The sequence below is a fragment of the Arsukibacterium sp. genome (genome assembly GCF_041616895.1).
GTDB lineage: Bacteria > Pseudomonadota > Gammaproteobacteria > Enterobacterales > Alteromonadaceae > Alishewanella.
The window spans coordinates 1-18730 of sequence record NZ_JBFJPY010000030.1; the positions used below are offsets into that span (position 1 = coordinate 1).

Here is an 18730-nt window from a genome sequence, read left to right on the forward strand (position 1 = left end):
ACCGTCCAACACGTCCAGCTTTGTTAAACAAAAACCCGAGATGCTATTCAGCTGCACGGCACGGCGCACCGCTACGGCATCGAACCAACCCGTACGGCGCTTACGCCCGGTGGTTGCACCAAACTCATGGCCTTTAACACCAAGATGCTCACCTACTGCGCAGTTAAGTTCAGTAGGGAACGGGCCTGAACCCACCCGGGTAGTGTAGGCTTTGACGATACCCAGAACATAGTCCAGGTAGCGCGGCCCAAAACCACAGCCAGTAGCTACGCCACCTGCAGTAGTGTTAGACGACGTAACATAAGGGTAAGTACCATGATCAATATCAAGTAAGGTTCCCTGAGCGCCCTCGAACATGATTTTATCACCATTCTTGCGGGCTTTATCCAGCAAGTCGGTCACATCAACCACCATCGATTTAAGCAAATCAGCCATTGCCAGCGCATTGTCCAGTGTAGTCTGGTAATCAACGGCATCCGCTTTATAATACTGAGTAAGTGTGAAGTTATGTAACTCCATGACCACTTTTAGTTTCTCAGCAAACAACTCTGGATTAAACAAGTCGCCAACCCGTAACCCGCGACGGGCCACTTTATCTTCATATGCGGGACCGATACCACGACCGGTAGTGCCTATGGGTTTATCGCCCCGCGCTTTTTCCCGGGCCACATCCAGAGCCACGTGAAAAGGCAGGATCAATGGGCAGGCTTCACTAAGCAACAACCGCTCTTTTACCGGAACGCCACGCTGTTCCAGCATGGTCATTTCTTTTAAGAAGGCTTCCGGGGAGAGCACAACACCATTACCGATTACACATTTTACATTAGCGCGTAAAATGCCAGAAGGGATTAAATGCAGTACGGTTTTCTCACCATCTATAACCAGGGTATGACCGGCATTGTGACCGCCTTGATAGCGCACCACATAACTGGCCTTATCGGTTAATAAGTCAACGATTTTACCTTTTCCTTCGTCACCCCATTGAGTGCCGAGCACAACGACGTTTTTGGCCATGGTTCCTACATCATGGAAAAAATTAGGCGAGGATTCTATCAAATCGCTGGCCAACTTACAGCTGTGTTACCAAAAAAAAGCCGAATTTTTATTCGGCCACATTCTATGTGCGTATTTTAACCATGCTTTAAACAGGATAAATCAAATTGATCACTGTTATGATATAAACCGAACCCAAAACGTAAACGGTCTGTACGGTAATCAGTAATTACGCCATTATTTTTCAAAAATGCCGCTAATTCAGCAACCTCGCTGGTACTTGCCAGCTTAAAGGTAAAAAAGTGGCCGTGCTGCTCAGGCTGATACAGCAGCAGGCTTTGCTGATTGAGTAGCGGATGCTCTTGCCGGCTCAATTCTTTAAGAAACGCCTGTTGTAGTTGCATAACGTACTGATGAATTCTACCGACAGTGATCCCCTGCTTTTTAAACAGTAACAGTACCGCATGTAATCGGTACAATGCCGTATAGTCCATGGTAGCACCGGCAAAACGATTACCATCATTACTGTAAAGCACCAAAGCCGATTTCTCTGCAGCCAGCGTACCAAACTCAGCAAACCAGCCCGTATACCAGGGCCGCTGACGATTCCCCGGGGGCACGGCCATAAAACAGCACCCTTCACCACCCTGGGCATACTTGTAACTACCTGACAGATAAAACACCCGCTCTGCAATGGCTGACAAATCGGTAGGCAATGCCATAAATCCATGGTAGCCATCGATAACCAACATAGCATCGGTAACCTCTGCCACTGCCAGAACAAAGGCGGGTAAATCGGCAATTGCATAGCCTGAATTAAAAAATACCTGACTGCAGAACACCATGTCAGGCTGTTCCGTCTTCACTTTGGCAATAAAACGTTCAGTAAAACTGGCAAAGGGCTCGGTCGGAACACTCGTCAGCTCGATATTATCAAACTCCGCAAGTCGTTTAGCCTGACGTTGAAAGCTATAAAATTCACTGTCGGTGCTAAGTACTTTGAGTGGTTTTGACAGGTCAAAACAGCTAAACAGCCGCATCACTAATTCGTGCGTATTGCCAGCGAAAACAATTTGCTCCGGCGCCGGCAGGTTCAGGATATCAGCGATCAATTGCTGCGTTTGCGGGACCACCTGTCCAAAGATGTGCTGCCACTTGTCATCCACCATACTGGCACTGTCGTCCCAATAGGCAAGAGTGGCCTCGCGAGTTACATCTGGCCAGTAATGGTGAGAATGACTGGCAAAATGTTGCTTGTCCGGGTTGGCCCGCAGAAAACGTTGATAAAAATGTTGATACATAGCGGCTCCGCTTTTCTTTAAACAGAAATTGCTCAGACAAAAAAGGCCCTCTCGGGCCTTTTGAATCTAGCTAATGCACTCGTTAGTTTTGTACTTTATCCGACGTCATATATTTAAAGAAGTCGTTATCTGGCTGCACTACCATAATATCTTGCTTGTCGTTAAAGCTCTTTTTATAGGCTTCGAGGCTACGGACAAAAGAATAAAATTCAGCATTACGACTGTACACGTCTGCATAAATTTTTGCAGCCTGAGCGTCACCCTGACCACGCACAGCACGTGAATTACGCTCAGCATCTGCCAGCATAATCGTTACTCTGGCGTCTACGTCCGCCCGGATAATATCCGATTCTTCCATACCACGAGAACGGTGTTCCCGTGCCACTGCATCACGCTCAGCTCTCATCCTGGCAAAAATTGAACTACTGACTTCGGTCGGCAGATTAATTTGCTTTACCCGCACGTCAATAACTTCAATCCCCAGCTCATTTGCCGCCGCGCCGGCTTGCGCCAGTGCACTCTCCATTAACTGAGTACGTTCACCAGAGACAATTTCCTGAATGGTGCGGGTACCAAACTCTGTCCGTAAACCGTTATTAATGTACTGTTTCAACAGCACTTCAGCTTGCGATGTGATACCACCAGTTGACAGAAAGTAGGCACCAAAATCCTTGATCCGCCATTTAACATAGCTGTCTACCAACAAATCTTTCTTCTCAGCCGTGACAAAGCGATCGGCCTGGTCATCCAACGTCTGGATCCGTGAATCCAGTTTACGTACCACTTCAATCATCGGCATTTTCAAGTGTAAACCTGGCTCGTACACCACTACCTGACCGGCATCATCCCGCTGGATTTTACCGAACTGAGTAACGATAGCACGCTGCCCCTCCGGCACCACAAACAGCGCGGAGATGACAATGATAGCGACCACCACAATAATGGCGATAATAAAATTCTTCATAACTTAACCTCTCCCGCTACGTGTCGAACTACTGCGCAAACTGTCCTGCTGTACAGCACTGTCGTTGCTGCGCGCTGGCATTGGTGGCGGATTGGCGGTGCTGCTGTTACTATTGTTACCCGATTGGTTCATCAGCTTGTCGAGCGGTAAATACATTATATTGTTGCTGTTTTTAACATCAACAACCACCTTGGAGGTGTTGCTGTATACCGACTCCATCGTCTCCAGATACAAACGGTCACGGGTTACCTTTGGCGCAGCCAGATATTCTGGTAGCAACTGTTCAAAGCGGGCAACTTCACCCTGTGCTTTTAACACAATTTGCTGCTTGTAAGCTTCCGCTTCTTGCATTACCCGGTTAACCTGGCCACGCGCCCGTGGTTCAATTTCTCGTGCATAAGCCTGAGCTTCCTGCACATAACGTTCCTGATCTTCCTGAGCTTTTATCGCATCATCGAATGCATCACGAACTTCTTCTGGTGGCCGCGCATCGCGGAAGTTCACATCAACCAGATTCAACCCCATGTTATACGGGTTAATAATAGACTCCAGTTCCTGACGGGTGTTCTGACGAACCACCTCGCGGCCCCGGGTCAGCACATCATCCATAATTGAATGGCCAATCACGAACCGTAACGCAGCATCAGTCGCTTCGCCTAAGCTTCGATCAGCATCTACTACTGAGAATAAATAGTCGCGGGCGTTGAAAATCCGGTACTGCACCTCGAAAGTGACCCGCACCAGGTTTTGATCCTGGGTCAGCATAAAGCCATCAGAGCGCAATGACTTCACTTCCTGCACGTTTACCGGCGTTACCGTGTCAATAAAGGTTGGCTTCCAGTGAATACCAGCACCCACTTCGGTATGATATTGGCCAAAACGCAGAATAACACCACGTTCCGCATCTTTGATGGTGTAAAAGCCGCTGATTGCCCACACAACTGCAGCAATAACCAGGATCAGAATAAATGCCGCTGAGGCGCCATTCCCTGAAGACTTATTACCGCCACCGAACATACCGCCAAATTTTTTACCAAAATTGCGGAATACTTCATCTAAATCGGGTGGACCCTGGTCACGACCGCCCTGTTTCCAGGGATCGTTGTTTTTACCATTGTTACCCGGCTCATTCCAAGCCATGTTTAACTCCATCTCAAGTTTTAAAATTAACGGTTAATGTATCAAATATCAGGCTCTGTGACGATATAGTTTTCCAGTTCACCATCGCTTTGCTTTACCATACGGGCCCACTGCGCCACAGATAACCGGATATCCAGCCAGCACATACCCTCATCATCAAACTGCTCAGCACTAATGACCTGCAGTTCATGAAATTTTGCCCGCCAGGCCGGACAATCCGGTGGCAGCGCTAATCGTAACTGCACATGCTCAGTCGACAGCAAACTGGCAATGGCGTGTTGTAGCAACTCCAGTCCTTCTCCCGTCAATGCCGACAGGTAAACCGCTCTGGGCAGTCCATCGTCACCATAGTCTATACGGGCAGACTGGCCCATCTGGTCTACTTTATTAAAAACCTGCAATTGGACAACGTCATCAGCGTCAATATCCGTTAACACTTGTTGCACTGAGACCATGTTTTCTTCTTTGCGTGGATCGGCGCCATCAATCACATGAAGTTGTAAATCGGCGTCACGGGTTTCCTGCAACGTTGATTTAAAAGCCGCCACCAGGTTATGCGGTAAATGGCGAATAAAACCGACGGTATCAGCCAGCACTATTGGACCAAAATTTTCAAGTTTAACCTGACGCAAAGTAGGATCGAGGGTAGCAAAAAGTTGATCAGCGGCATACACACTGGCCTGAGTTAAGCGGTTAAATAACGTCGACTTACCGGCATTGGTGTAACCTACGATGGAAACGACAGGGGTGGCGCTGCGCTGGCGTGACTTGCGGCCCTGCTCACGCTGCAGGCTAATTTTATCAAGCCGTTGTAACAATGCCTTTACCCGCTCGCGCAATAACCGTCTATCCGTCTCCAGCCGGGTTTCACCTGGTCCCCGTAAGCCGATGCCACCTTTTTGGCGCTCAGCATTATCCCAGCCGCGCACCAGGCGGGATGCCAGATGCTGCAACTGCGCAAGCTCAACCTGCAATTTACCCTCATAGGTACGGGCACGTTGGGCAAATATGTCCAGGATCAGGGTTGTGCGGTCAATGACCCTGGCTTGCAACACATGCTCCAGGTTTCGGGTTTGGCTGGGGCTTAAAATATGGTTAAAAATAACTACTGAGGCAGTATGCTGTTCAACAGCCGCTTTTATTTCGTCGGCTTTACCTGACCCCACGAACAGTCGTGTGTCAGGCGCGCGGCGGTTTGCGGTCATAATATGCATAGCTTTTACGTTTGCAGAAGCTACCAACATGGTTAGCTCCTGCAAATCTTCATTGCTATGCTCTTGCGGAAAGTTCACATGAACCAGAATGGCTTGTTCTGCAAGCTCGGCTAAGTCAAACAAGCGTTATTGCTCCTGGTTTTATTCCACATCCTCGCCTTCGCTGTCGCTTTGACCTGCACCATGACTAACCATGGTGTTGACCGCGCGGGATGGCACAACGGTGGAAATAGCATGTTTATAAACCATTTGGCTTACTGTATTTTTCAGCAAAATGACGAATTGATCGAAAGATTCAATTTGCCCTTGCAGCTTAATTCCATTCACCAGATAAATAGAGACCGGAATGCGCTCTCGTCTTAAGGTGTTTAAAAATGGATCTTGTAAAGATTGGCCCTTTGCCATGTGCCGCTTTCCTTTTTTTATTAGTGACCTGTATATAGGTATTATTTTTTTTATTTCAAGTTGTTAAAGCCAACTTTTTTTTGCGTCTTCTTTAGCTTAGCGAAGAAAGCACCGCTTGCAAGTTTTCTGCCGGTTCCGCTTCACTTTTCAGCCAATTAACATCCGGCCAACCCCTTAACCACGTCAGCTGACGCTTCGCCAGTTGCCGGGTGGCAGCAATGCCTTTTGCAACCATCTCATCATAACTGAACTCGCCATCCAGATATTGCCAGACCTGACGATAACCAACGCATCGCATCGACGGCAAATCGGCGTGTAACTGCGGCTGACATTTTAATCGGGCGACTTCCTGTTCGAAGCCATTGTCCAGCATTTGCTGAAACCTGTCGGCAATACGTTGATGTAATAACGCACGATCAGTCGGCGCAATGGCAAATTGGTGTACTTTAAATGGAAAAGGTTCCCCTTTTCGTGCAGTTAATTCTGTTATGCTGCTACCCGTTAGCCGATAGACCTCTAAGGCACGACTAATTCGTTGCGGATCATTCGGATGGATACGTGCCCCGGCAACCGGGTCAAGCTGCTGTAATTGCTGATGCAGCGCCTGCCACCCCTCTCTCGCAGCTTCTTGCTCTATTTCCGATCTTATTTGAGGATTAGCAGGTGGTAATGGTGAAATACCTTCAAGCAACGCTTTAAAATATAACATGGTGCCACCGACTAATATCGGTATTTTCCCCCGCTGCTGGATCTCACTGATTAACCTTAGCGCATCGTCCCGAAAATCGGCCGCTGAGTAACTTTGACAAGGATCCATAATATCCAGCAAATGATGCGGTGCCAGCAGCAACTCCTCTGCCGTAGGTTTGGCAGTCCCAATATCCATGCTGCGGTATATCAAGGCACTGTCAACACTGATCAGCTCTGCTGCCAGATGTTGCAGCAGCGCCATGGCCAATGCCGTTTTACCTGACGCGGTCGGCCCCATAATAAAAATAACCGGGGTGGCATTTTTCATGGCTGCCCTTGCTGGTTCAGCGCTTGGATACTGTTACTCAAGTCTAGTGGCACCGCCAGCCAATTATTGTTATCTGTTAACATGGTAGCAAAATAGTCTAGCAGCGCAGCCTCGGTCAGCCAATAAGATGAAAGTAGCATAGACAATATTTCCCGACTGCTTTTTAACGGATTGGCTGGCTTTAATAATGGTAATAATGTCATAAACCATTGGCTGATTGAAGTAGAGCGCAGCCAGGGTGCAACAGCTCTGACAATAGCAGTACTGTCTTGCACCAGAATATTAAACCCAAGTTGCTGCAATAAACTGGCAGCAGAAAGTAGTTGCTGTTTTTCCGTATCGGTAATGGCTAGCCGCAGCGGCAACAATAAAGGCGCCTGATTAGAGTCATCCAGCCACGGTGCAGCCAGACTGGCGGCTAAGTCCAGTAACACCAAGCCATCGGGCCCCTGGGCAATGGCGCAGCCTTGCCCCGCGGGCAGGATCAGTGGCCGGGATTTTATCTGGACAGCAGCATCGGCATTCACCGTAGCGTGTTGGCCCTGCAAATACTGTAATTGCTGCCTGGTTTGGCTCTGGCTTGCCATTTCAGATCTTACAGTCCTGCCAGCTGCGGATTGCCTTGCATCTGACGTTATTTTCGATTGTCTGTCACCTAAGCTACCTGCAACCCCAGATACCTGATAAGCCGCTGCCGAATTGGCAACCTGTTGTGGTGCTAGCGGCTGTGTCTGTGTCTGTGTCTGTGTCTGTGTCAATTGGCTTAGCGCATCAGTCAATGCGCTAACCACAAAATCATGCACCAACCGAGCCTGATGAAAACGTACTTCATGTTTAGCGGGATGAACATTCACGTCAACCTCAGCCGGAGCAATATCCAGATACAACACAAATCCAGGCTGCTGCTCTGCTGTTAAACGCTCTCCATAAGCCTGGCGAATAGCATGGTTTAACAGCTTATCACGCATCATCCGGCCATTAACGTAACTGTACTGGCAGCCGGTCTGGTTTTGACATGCCTGTGGCGCCAGGATCCAGCCTCTGAGCTTGATCGCGCCGCAGCTGTTTTCAATGTAGGCGGCTTGTTCGGCAAACACTTTGCCACAAAGCATTGCCACTCGTTTCTGCCGGGTATGGGCAGTGGTGGCTTGCGGCAGACGGCGGACATGCTGGCCATTATGGGTTAATTGCCAGCTTACATCGAAACGGCTGAGCGCCAGCCGCTTTACCAGCTCATCAATGTGAGAAAATTCAGTTTTATCCGTCCGCAGAAACTTGCGCCTCGCCGGCGTATTGAAAAAAAGATCGACCACTTCAATGCTGGTACCATCAGGGTGCGCCGCCGGTTTTACCGTTACGGCCATCTCACGTCCTTCGGCTTGCGCTTGCCATGCCGCCGGTTGCCCGGCCGGTTTAGAGGTCAGTGTCAGGCGCGACACTGAGCTAATACTGGCTAATGCCTCGCCGCGAAACCCCAAACTGGTTATCTGTGCTAAATCATCCAAATCACTGATTTTACTGGTAGCATGACGGCTTAACGCCAATACCAGCTCATGTTCTGCAATGCCAAAACCATTGTCACGGATCCGGATAAGCTTGCTGCCACCTTTGTCGATATCAATCTCAATCTGGCTGGCGCCAGCATCAAGGCTGTTCTCCACCAGCTCTTTAACCACCGATGCGGGCCTTTCTACCACTTCACCCGCAGCAATCTGGTTCGCCAGTTGTGGCGGTAAAATTTTAATGGTCATGTTCAGGGGATCCGCAATACCTGACCAATCCGGATACTGTCATTCGCCAACCGGTTGTGGCTGCGAAGTGCATCGACAGAAACATCATAGCGCTGCGCCAGCAACGATAACGATTCACCCGCCTGCACTTTGTGCTCCCGGGCACGCTGCTGCGCAAACAATGAGTCTGCTGGCGGCGCCAGCTCAAAATGACGTTTCAGCGCTCGGTGCAGCGATTGCGCTAACCGGGTCTGATGACTGGCAGAGCGCAGTTGCTTTTCTTCTTTAGGATTAGAAATAAAACCTACTTCGACCAGAATAGACGGAATATCCGGAGACTTTAACACACCTAAACTGGCGGCCTGTGGTTTCGCCTGATGCAATGATGTCATCTTACCCAGTTCGGCTAACACCTGATTCGCAGCCTGATAAGCGGTTACCATTGAATGGTTCATCGACAAATCCAGTACCGTTTGCGCCAGATAACGCTCATTGGCTGAATCGCGGATAATCTCGGCCACACCACCTAGTAACTCAGAATGGCGTTCGGTTTGCTCAAGCATCCGGCCCACCTCAGTGGTAGCCCGGCGCAAAGATAACACCCATACGGAGGCGCCCCTGGGTTGTGGCGACGTGAAGGCATCCGCATGAATAGATACCAGCAAATCAGCCTGTTGGCCTCGGGCCACTTCGGTGCGTCGGTTAACATGAATAAAATAATCACCGGTACGAACCATTACCGCACGCATGCCCGGCTCTTTGTTGATCAGCTCAGCCAGAATATTAGCAATTGGTAAGGTCAGGTTTTTCTCATAGGTGCCGCTGGGGCCAATAGAGCCGGGGTCTTCACCGCCATGCCCCGCGTCAATAGCGATAACGATATCCCGGGCAGCACGGATGCTGACCGGTGGCCGGGCCTCAGCACGCTGGGTATCGGGTAAATCTATCACCAGCCGGTGTCCATAAGGCGCCGTAGGCGTAAGGGCAAAGACGGTTGGTGTCACTTTACTGGCTAAGTCCAGCACAATCCGCATACTGTTATTGTCGCCACTACTACGAATGGCTTTAATCAGCTGGGAATCGCCATCAATCTGCGGCAATGTATTACCACCGCCAGTATTACTTAAATCGATGACCAGGCGGTCAGGATTCTCCAGGCTAAAGCTTTTGTATTGCGGCGCGGCCTGCAAATCGAAAACCACCCTGGTATTCTCAGGGGATGGCCAAATCCGGATGCTCTGCACCTGGTTGCTGGCATGACTACACGCAGAAAAAAACCATAAAATGGCTAACCCGGCGCAGCTAAGAAACTTATTATTATTTTTCATCATCTCTTATTGCATCTATAATAGCTCGGCCAGCGGCGGTGCCAGCACGTATCTCTATCTGACGTTGCGTGTCCAGATAACGTAAGTGTATGTTCAGATCTGGCTCAGGTAAATATCCCTGCCCCTGCTCTGGCCATTCCAGTATACATAAACTCTGGTTATTGAAATAATCACGGATCCCCATAAACTCCAGCTCTTCCGGGTCGGCCAGCCTGTATAAATCAAAATGATACACCATTAGCCCGGACAACTGGTAAGGCTCAACCAACGTGTAGGTGGGGCTTTTAACATTACCCTGATGACCCAGCGCCTGCAGCAGGCCGCGGCTGAAAGTTGTTTTGCCTGCGCCCAGGCTACCCCGTAAAAAAATAACCTGTCCGCCCTGCACGTACTTTGCCAAGCGGGATGCCAGGTTCAACGTAGCAGTCTCATCCGCCAGCTCTTGTAGCCATTCTAAAGCCTTCGTGTCAGCGCATTTAATTAAATTTTCAGTAGCCACGTTACCCTGATCTCAGTTGATTTATGCTCAGCTTGCGCATTTATATTGCTATGTTAACAAACTAACACAAAGCGCGGCCAGCAAAACTACGCGTCCATCACTGCTTGTTTCACTAGTGTTACCTGAACTCTCTGACCAGAAAATGAATAAGCGGTTCCCGAGCCATGAAACGCCATGGTAAAGTGCTGTTGATTTTAAATCAGATACTGCCCGGGGAACCACATCAATGGCTATCGACTACCAGCAGCTTGCCAGGCGGATAAAGCAATGGGCACTGGAGCTGGGTTTTCAACAATTGGGCATCACCGCAACGGACTTATCCGCAGAAGAACCCCGCTTGCAAGAGTGGTTAAATAACGAATACCACGGCGATATGCACTACATGGCAGAACATGGTTTGATGCGCGCCCGCCCCACAGAGCTATTGCCAGGCACCTTAAGAGTGCTTAGTGTCAGAATGGACTATCTGCCGGAAAAAGCCGGCTTTGCTACTAACCTGGCTGATCCCGCCAAAGCGTACATCAGTCGCTATGCGCTGGGGCGCGACTACCATAAACTGGTACGAAACCGCTTAAAGCAGCTTGCTGTTAAAATCAGCACAGAAATACCAGAACTTAATTTCCGTCCCTTTGTTGACTCCGCACCGGTGCTTGAACGCCCACTGGCCCAGCGCGCGGGTTTAGGTTGGATTGGCAAGCACAGTTTGTTGCTGAACCACGACGGCGGATCCTGGTTCTTTCTGGGCGAACTGTTAGTCAATATTCCGTTACCAGTTGATGAGCCTCACCAAGGCGACTGCGGCAGCTGTGTCGCCTGTATCACTAGCTGTCCCACCGGCGCCATAGTAGCGCCTTACGTGGTCGATGGCCGTCGTTGTATTTCCTATTTGACCATAGAGCTGAAAACCGCCATTCCTGAGGCACTGCGCCCGTTGATCGGCAACCGAATTTATGGCTGCGACGATTGTCAGCTGGTCTGTCCACAAAACCGTGAGGCGCCACTAAGCATAGAGAGTGATTTTCAGCGCAGAGCGCAATGGCAGGACCAGGACTTACTGCATTTGTTTGCCTGGGATGAAGCGACCTTTTTACGCCAAACCGAGGGGAGCGCTATCCGCCGTATTGGTTTTGAACGCTGGCAACGTAATATTGCAGTCGCTTTGGGCAACGCGCCCTATCAGCTGGAGATCATCACCGCCCTTGAGCAAGCCAGAGCCCACAGTTCTGAATTTGTCACTGAGCATATCGACTGGGCGCTAGCCCAACAAAAACGTAAAAGCTGGCAGGCGGAAAATCTGTTGCCACGCGCAACGGAGCGGCTGGTCAGAATTATTCAGAAGGGGCTGCCACGGGATGCGTAGCTGTAGCTTGTCGTAACGCCAGTCGTTGTTCAGCTTCGGCCATCAGATGTTCACGCTGCTTATCGGTCAGTTGCTGCCATTGCAGAATTTCGCTTAGCAACCGCCCACAACCAAGACAGCAGTCTTGCTGATCCAGACAACAATTCCGAACACAAGGAGACATAATCATAAGCACTCACCTAGCGGCCTTAGCTTGAGTGTAGCAAAACCACAAAACAAAAAGCCGCTTAAAAGCGGCTTTTTGTTCGAATTTGGAGCGAGTAACGAGGTTCGAACTCGTGACCTCGACCTTGGCAAGGTCGCGCTCTACCAGCTGAGCTATACTCGCATCGGTCAACGCTGATGCGTTGTGATGGCGCGCATTTTACAAAATCAGCAGGCTTATGCAAGTACTTTATGCTGGTAATTTGAAAAAATATTGGCGATAGGTTACTAATTCAGCAATCGACTCACGAATGTCATCCAATGCCAAATGACTGCCTGCTTTTTGTACTTTATTTAACACCTCTGGATGCCAGCGCCTGGCCAGCTCTTTTACGGTGCTCACATCTAAATTCCGGTAATGAAAATAGCTTTCAAGGGTGGGAGCATATTCCGCCAGAAAACGTCTATCCTGACCAATACTGTTACCGCACATCGGTGACTTACCCTTAGCAATATACTGGCTTAAAAACGCAATAGTCTGCTGCTCAGCATCAGCCAGACTGGTCTGACTCGCGAGGCAACGAGCTGTCAGGCCGCTTTTGCCATGCTGCTCTACACACCAGGGGTCCATATTGTCAAGAATCGACGCTGGCGTTTGTATAGCAAATACCGGACCTTCAGCCAGAATATTAAGTTGGCTATCGGTAACAATGGTCGCCATCTCTAAAATAACGTCGGTTTTGGGTTCAAGCCCGGTCATTTCCAAATCAAGCCAGATTAAATTCGTGTCGCTCGTTGCCATATTAAGTCCTTAGGTGCGCGCCGCTTTGTTCAAATTCAGATTGCAGGTATGATACACGCCTTAAGCTTAACACTGATAGCGTCTGATTGCGCAAAACGGTAAAACCAGCACGTGACCAAAAAAAAACACCTTACCAAACGTCAAACCGATCGCATTGCCCAGAACGAGCAAAAGCGGCTACGTGGCAGCAAAAAAACAAAATCCGAGCAATGGGATGATGATGTGTTGCTGGCCGCTGAACCAGGCCTGGTGCTAAGCCGCTTTGGCCAGCATGCCGACATTGAAGATAGTAGCGGGGAGGTAGTACGCTGTAATATGCGCCGCACAATCAGTTCGGTCGTCACCGGCGACAAGGTTATCTGGCGACGCGCCCGGCAAGGCACCGGCAGTATAGATGGTGTTATTGAAGCGGTAGAGGACCGGACCTCGGTGCTATTGCGCCCTGATTTTTATGACGGTTTAAAGCCGGTCGCTGCCAACATTGATTTAATGATTATTGTCTCTGCCATTTTGCCGGCACTGTCGCTAAATATAATCGACCGTTATCTGGTCGCCGCCGAGATAACCCACATTAAGCCGCTGCTGGTGATTAACAAAGTAGACTTATTAACCACAGAACAGCATCAACAACTGACAGACCAACTTAGCCTGTATCAGAAAATTGGCTATGATTACGTGCTGGTAAGTGCTAAATCGGCTGCAGGCATGCCAGAACTGTTAGCGAAAATTCATAGCGGTACCAGTATTTTTGTTGGTCAGTCCGGTGTAGGCAAGTCATCGTTAATGAATAACCTGATGCCGGGCCTGAGTGCAGCGACCCGTGAAGTGTCCGAAAACTCCGGCCTCGGCCAGCACACTACTACAGTATCCCGGCTTTACCATTTACCAGAAGGCGGCAATTTAATTGATTCACCGGGTATTCGCGAATTTGCACTCTGGCATTTAAGCGCCGAAGAAGTTACTGAGGGTTTTATCGAGTTTCAACCCTGGCTTGGCCGTTGTAAGTTCCGTGATTGTAAGCATGTCAATGATCCGGGCTGCGCTATTCAACATGCGGTAGAGCAAGGTGAGATCAGCAGCGAACGTTATGACAGTTATTTAAAAATCCTGACTAGTATGGCGCAGGACAAACCCAATTATTTTTAAGAGAAAGGTTAGTAGTTCAATGGATAAAATTAAAATCACCTTGCAATACCTGATGCCAAAGCATCTGATATCGCGTCTGGCCGGTAAAATTGCCGCCGCTAAACTGGGCTGGTTCAGTCATTTCTTAATCAATCGTTTTATTAAAGCCTATAAAATTGATATGACTGAGGCCCGGTTCGAGCAGGCAGAAGACTATGCCAGTTTTAACGAGTTTTTCACACGGCCATTAAAAGACGGTATACGGCCACTGGCCAGCGAAACTGATATTGTGGCGCACCCGGTAGATGGCACTATTAGTCAGTTAGGTCCAATTACTAACGGCAAACTGGTGCAAGCAAAGAACCACAACTATTCGTTGCAAAGTTTGCTAGGTGGCCTGGAGCAAACTTCAGCAGCTTTTACCGACGGCACTTTCGCTACTATTTATCTGGCACCAAAAGATTATCACCGCATTCATATGCCGGTAACTGGCACTCTGCGCGAGATGATCTACATCCCCGGCGAGCTGTTCTCAGTGAACCCGCTAACAGCCGAAAATGTGCCAGACCTGTTTGCCCGTAACGAACGGGTAGTCACCATTTTTGATACCGAGTTCGGCCCAATGGCGCTGGTACTGGTGGGGGCTACCATTGTCGCCAGTATTGAAACCGTCTGGGCAGGTACTGTTACCCCGCCAACCGGTAAACATATTTTCCGCTGGAGTTATCCGGCAAAGGGCAATACCGCTGTTAAACTGGAAAAAGGCGCCGAAATGGGTCGCTTCAAGCTGGGCTCTACTGTGGTACTGGCTTTCCCTGAGGGTAAAGTAGATTTTCTGGCAGACCAGCAACCCGGCACTGTCACCCGAATGGGTGCGCCTTTTGCAGAGATTAACTAAATAATCTGCTTCGGCAGGATACTGTAGTGTCCTGCCGCTTTCTCCGCAAACGCTATAGCGCCGTATATTTTTTCTGCGACACGCCGTAAACCCATCCATGGGGTCTCGTTTTCGCCCGTCCGGGGCTGCAACGGTCTCAGAAAAAAATACTCTGCTCCCGCTTTATCTGCAGTAAACTAATCCCCAACGGTTCATAGGAATAATTATGCAAATCATTGCCCACCGTGGTGCCAGTGGCGAATTCCCGGAAAACACTTTACTGGCGTTTGAACAGGCATTGGTGCAAAAAGCCGATGCCATTGAGCTGGATGTGTTTGCCCTGCAGGACGAGCTGCTTGTTATTCATGACCACCACTTGCACCGCACCACCAATGGCAGCGGCAGTATTTATCAGTATTCACTGGCGCAATTGCAGCAGCTAGATGCCGGCCGCGGCCAACGAATTCCTACCTTGTGGCAAGTGCTAAAACTTATTCAGGGCAAATGCTGGCTAAATATTGAATTAAAAGGCGACGATACGGTTGTGCCCTTATTAGCATTGCTGACTAAAGCTGAGCAGCAACTTGGGTTTGACTGTCAGCAGCTGCTTATCTCATCATTTAACCATCATTTATTGGCGACACTAAAGCGTGAGCGGCCCGATTTAAAGTTAGGCGCGCTCACTGCCAGTATCCCAATTGATTACGCCGCTTTTGCCAGCCAGTTGCAGGCCTATTCCGTTAATTGCGATGTCAGCTTTGTTAATAAGGCGTTTGTTGATGATGCCAAAGCTCGCGGTTTAAAAGTGTTTGTTTACACCGTCGATCAAGCCGATGATATTCAGCGCTTAAAAGCATATGGCGTGGATGGCATTTTTAGTAATTTCCCAGCCCGCAGCAGGACGGTTTTAACTAACCAATAGTTGCTGAACCGCACGATGCAGGCTTGCTCCTAACCGTTTCTTTTCTTGTCATTGCCGAAGCTGAGCGGCTATAGTGTATTTATCGTCTGGGGAGCTGTGGTGCAACATAAGCCCAATTTGCCAGTTATTTTCATTTACAGGTAGGTGTATTAGAAGTAGCTAGCACTATGCTGCTTTTTGCTTTACATCGTTAGGTATAGCACTATATGAATTCTGTTGGTCGGCATTTTAACTCTTTATTCAAACGTTTTTTTCAAAGTCTGTCGCTGTGTGGGTTACTCCTTACCCCTCTCTCTGTAACCGCTTTATCAGAAAGCGCCCTAACTTTACGCCAGCATATTGAGGCCAACCTGGGTGACTATCCGCTGTCGGCTTTTGGTATTCCATTAAAAAACGATACAACCTTGCAGGATTTCTATTTAAACCGCAATTTTTCGCTGGCCTGGTATAACCAACAGGGCAAACTAACAGCACAGGCGCGGGCAGTTATTCAGGAAATTGGCGACATAACAAAAGACGGCTTGCTGCCAGCCGATTATTATTACGAAAAGTTTCAGGCAACTAAGCTGTTAGAAAACAACGAGCTGACAACCAATAGCCGTATTCAGTATGACCTGCTGCTTTCTGATGCTGTCGCCACGCTAAGCCAACACTTAATCGCGGGTAAAGTAGATCCCAAAACCTTGGCAATAGACTGGAGTGCACAGCGCCGCCATCGGGATCTGGTAAAAATTCTGCAGGATATTGCTCAAGGTGAGGATGTCGCTGCGCGAATTAATGCGCTTCGGCCAAATCAGGTGCGATACTTTCGGTTGCAAAAGTTACTGACACAGCTTGAACAGCGGGCAGCGCCAGAATGGCACCCCTTGGCCACTGCCCCACTGATTAAACCTTTGACCGGCGACAAGCGGGTCGAGCCCATCAGAGAACGCTTGATATACTGGGGCGATTTAACGACCATAGCTGACGAAAACATTACGGCATCGTCACAACCACAATGGTATGATGAATTGTTAGTGAGCGCGGTTAAAAATTTTCAACGCCGGCATGGTCTTGATGAAGATGGCATTATCGGCAAGCACACCCTGGAAGCACTTAACATCTCGCCGGCGATGCGTAAACAGCAAGTTGTGAACAATCTGGAGCGCTGGCGCTGGTTAGCAGAAGATTTGGGCGACAAACATGTGTTAGTCAATATTGCCAGCTTCGAACTGCGCGTTATTGCTAATAACGAAACCGTGATGAGAAAACCGGTGATTGTAGGACGGGATTACCGACGCACCCCAGTGTTTAGCGATAAAATCCGTTATCTGGTATATAACCCGACCTGGACAGTACCTTACTCGATTGCCAGTAAAGACATCCTGCCGAATATTCAAAAAGACCCTGAGTATCTAAATCAATTAAATTTTAAGGTTTACGATCGTAATCAATCACTGGTAGATCCTGCTACTGTTAACTGGAAAGCCATAACAAAAAACAACTTTCCTTACCGCTTGGTGCAAATGCCTGGGCCAAAAAATGCCCTCGGCCAAATTAAATTTATGTTCCCGAACGAGCATGATGTGTATTTACACGATACAGCCGCCCGTGACTTATTCAGTAAAAAAGACCGGGCTTTTAGTTCAGGCTGCGTCAGAGTATCCGATCCGTTGGAATTAGCAGCCTGGCTGCAAAAAGATAACGGCATAAGCCGCGCTGATATTGATGCGATTCTCGCCTCTGGCGAGCCAAAAACCATGTTTCTGAAAAAGCCGATACCGGTTCATATTGAGTACTGGACAGGCTGGGTTGATAGCAAAGGAGTAACACATTTTCGGGCGGATATTTATCAGCGCGATCCACCGCTAACGGCAGCCCTGGAAAGGTCTTTGCATGCTGAATAACATTGATCGTTGTAAATTATGTCGCGAGCCAAGCTGGCTGTCGAAGGGTATTACTACTGCATTTTTCATTGTCTTGTTGGCTATCAGTACAGAAAGCTACAGCCAGGAATTTGTCGCAGCAAAAGCGCCTTTCTCAGTACAGGTAAATGATAGAACGGTTTACCACAGCATTAGTTTTGAGCCGGTGATGCCGGAACAAGAAGTGGTATTTACTGCCCCGAAAAGCCTGGCTTCGCGGCTAAGTATCACTATTAATCAAACTGCACTTACACGGCGGCAATCATCCTTTAACTGGCGTGCACCGGCCAAACCGGGTCTGCATACTGCCGAGATTAGTTTAACGCCGGAGACTAAAAAAGGTCAGATCCAGAAAATGACAGTGCAACTGTTTGTTATGGTTCCAGCCAGCAAGGTAAAAGATGGCTATCTTAATGGCTACCGGATTGGCAACTACCCGGTCCCGTTGCGTGGTTTAGCGGCATACAAGGCACCGAAAGGCTTTATTGAGGTTAACGCGGTGCATCTTGATACTCAAATTTCGCCAAATTTTACCTTGGGCAGGTTTTTATCGAAGCAAACCAGCGGTTATCCGAAATATCTGGTGTTACAGCCTACTTTACTTACTAAGCTTGAGGAATTGCTGCAAGAGGTTAATGCCAAAGGCATTAAAACCAATAGCTTTGTTATTATGAGCGGATACCGTACTCCCTGGTATAATCAGGCAATTAAAAATGTTGTCAGCAGTTATCATGTCTACGGTGGTGCAGCCGATATCTACATCGATGTAAATCCGCAAGATGGCAGAATGGATGACATTAATAAAGATGGCAAACGCGACCGGGCAGATGCGGCCTATTTGTATCAGATTGCTAACTCGCTGTTTCCACGCCCCAACCGTCCTGAACTTACCGGAGGTTTGGGTGAATATGGCAGTAATTCAGCGCACGGCCCTTTTATTCACGTAGATGTGCGGGGCTCGCGTGCCCGCTGGGGCCATAAAAAGCAATAAAAAAACCCGCTTA

Annotated in this window: 18 protein-coding genes and 1 tRNA gene; 6 read left to right on the forward strand and 13 right to left on the reverse strand. The window is 48.8% G+C overall.

The window, feature by feature from the left end:
- From ABY802_RS07125 to tsaE, 10 genes are all read right to left on the reverse strand, one after another.
- Positions 1-1014, reverse strand: a 1014-nt coding sequence (locus ABY802_RS07125) for an adenylosuccinate synthase (RefSeq protein WP_372626347.1), incomplete at its 3' end; no start/stop codon positions are given.
- 116 nt (positions 1015-1130) lie between these two features.
- Entirely contained in the window at positions 1131-2294 is a 1164-nt protein-coding gene (locus ABY802_RS07130) for an aminotransferase class V-fold PLP-dependent enzyme (protein ID WP_372626348.1), read from the reverse strand.
- 82 nt (positions 2295-2376) lie between these two features.
- Positions 2377-3258, reverse strand: a complete 882-nt coding sequence (gene hflC, locus ABY802_RS07135) for a protease modulator HflC (protein WP_372626349.1) — start codon at positions 3256-3258, stop codon at positions 2377-2379.
- Positions 3259-3261: 3 nt separating this feature from the next.
- Positions 3262-4398 carry an FtsH protease activity modulator HflK gene (gene hflK / locus ABY802_RS07140; RefSeq protein WP_372626350.1) on the reverse strand — a complete coding sequence of 379 codons (1137 nt, stop codon included), beginning with the start codon at positions 4396-4398 and terminating at the stop codon, positions 3262-3264.
- Positions 4399-4439: 41 nt separating this feature from the next.
- Positions 4440-5735, reverse strand: a complete 1296-nt coding sequence (gene hflX / locus ABY802_RS07145; RefSeq protein ID WP_372626351.1) for a ribosome rescue GTPase HflX — start codon at positions 5733-5735, stop codon at positions 4440-4442.
- Positions 5736-5753: 18 nt separating this feature from the next.
- A complete protein-coding gene (gene hfq, locus ABY802_RS07150) occupies positions 5754-6017 on the reverse strand; it encodes an RNA chaperone Hfq (RefSeq protein WP_019675926.1) in 264 nt (87 codons plus the stop codon).
- Positions 6018-6108: 91 nt separating this feature from the next.
- Positions 6109-7035, reverse strand: coding sequence for a tRNA (adenosine(37)-N6)-dimethylallyltransferase MiaA (gene miaA, locus ABY802_RS07155; protein WP_372626353.1), 927 nt, complete (start codon positions 7033-7035; stop codon positions 6109-6111).
- Positions 7032-8786 carry a DNA mismatch repair endonuclease MutL gene (gene mutL, locus ABY802_RS07160; protein ID WP_372626354.1) on the reverse strand — a complete coding sequence of 585 codons (1755 nt, stop codon included), beginning with the start codon at positions 8784-8786 and terminating at the stop codon, positions 7032-7034. The genes miaA and mutL overlap by 4 nt, the downstream gene beginning before the upstream one ends.
- 2 nt (positions 8787-8788) lie before the next feature.
- Complete coding sequence (locus ABY802_RS07165; protein WP_372626355.1) at positions 8789-10096, reverse strand: N-acetylmuramoyl-L-alanine amidase; 1308 nt, start codon at positions 10094-10096, stop codon at positions 8789-8791.
- Positions 10083-10592 (reverse strand): tRNA (adenosine(37)-N6)-threonylcarbamoyltransferase complex ATPase subunit type 1 TsaE, encoded by a 510-nt coding sequence (tsaE, locus tag ABY802_RS07170; protein WP_372626356.1) that lies wholly within the window; start codon positions 10590-10592, stop codon positions 10083-10085. Before tsaE ends, ABY802_RS07165 begins: the two co-directional genes overlap by 14 nt.
- 226 nt (positions 10593-10818) lie before the next feature.
- Here tsaE and queG point away from each other — a divergent pair, with 226 nt between their 5' ends.
- Entirely contained in the window at positions 10819-11952 is a 1134-nt protein-coding gene (queG, locus tag ABY802_RS07175; protein WP_372626357.1) for a tRNA epoxyqueuosine(34) reductase QueG, read from the forward strand.
- Here the strand turns inward: queG and ABY802_RS07180 are convergent.
- From ABY802_RS07180 to orn, 3 genes are all read right to left on the reverse strand, one after another.
- Positions 11921-12121, reverse strand: a complete 201-nt coding sequence (locus ABY802_RS07180) for a DUF1289 domain-containing protein (protein ID WP_372626358.1) — start codon at positions 12119-12121, stop codon at positions 11921-11923. The two genes, queG and ABY802_RS07180, sit on opposite strands and share 32 nt — an antisense overlap.
- Before the next feature lie 83 nt (positions 12122-12204).
- Positions 12205-12280, reverse strand: a tRNA-Gly gene (locus ABY802_RS07185).
- A 66-nt stretch (positions 12281-12346) separates the two neighbouring features.
- A complete protein-coding gene (gene orn / locus ABY802_RS07190) occupies positions 12347-12898 on the reverse strand; it encodes an oligoribonuclease (RefSeq protein ID WP_372626359.1) in 552 nt (183 codons plus the stop codon).
- 111 nt (positions 12899-13009) lie between these two features.
- Here orn and rsgA point away from each other — a divergent pair, with 111 nt between their 5' ends.
- The 5 genes from rsgA (at position 13010) to ABY802_RS07215 (ending at position 18717) form a co-directional block, all read left to right on the forward strand.
- Positions 13010-14044, forward strand: coding sequence for a small ribosomal subunit biogenesis GTPase RsgA (gene rsgA, locus ABY802_RS07195; protein WP_372626361.1), 1035 nt, complete (start codon positions 13010-13012; stop codon positions 14042-14044).
- Between the two features lie 19 nt (positions 14045-14063).
- Positions 14064-14921, forward strand: coding sequence for an archaetidylserine decarboxylase (asd, locus tag ABY802_RS07200; RefSeq protein ID WP_372626362.1), 858 nt, complete (start codon positions 14064-14066; stop codon positions 14919-14921).
- 205 nt (positions 14922-15126) lie between these two features.
- Positions 15127-15822, forward strand: a complete 696-nt coding sequence (locus tag ABY802_RS07205) for a glycerophosphodiester phosphodiesterase (protein ID WP_372626363.1) — start codon at positions 15127-15129, stop codon at positions 15820-15822.
- A 206-nt stretch (positions 15823-16028) separates the two neighbouring features.
- Complete coding sequence (locus tag ABY802_RS07210) at positions 16029-17708, forward strand: murein L,D-transpeptidase (RefSeq protein WP_372626364.1); 1680 nt, start codon at positions 16029-16031, stop codon at positions 17706-17708.
- Positions 17698-18717, forward strand: coding sequence for a hypothetical protein (locus ABY802_RS07215; protein ID WP_372626365.1), 1020 nt, complete (start codon positions 17698-17700; stop codon positions 18715-18717). The genes ABY802_RS07210 and ABY802_RS07215 overlap by 11 nt, the downstream gene beginning before the upstream one ends.
- Positions 18718-18730: the final 13 nt, after the last annotated feature.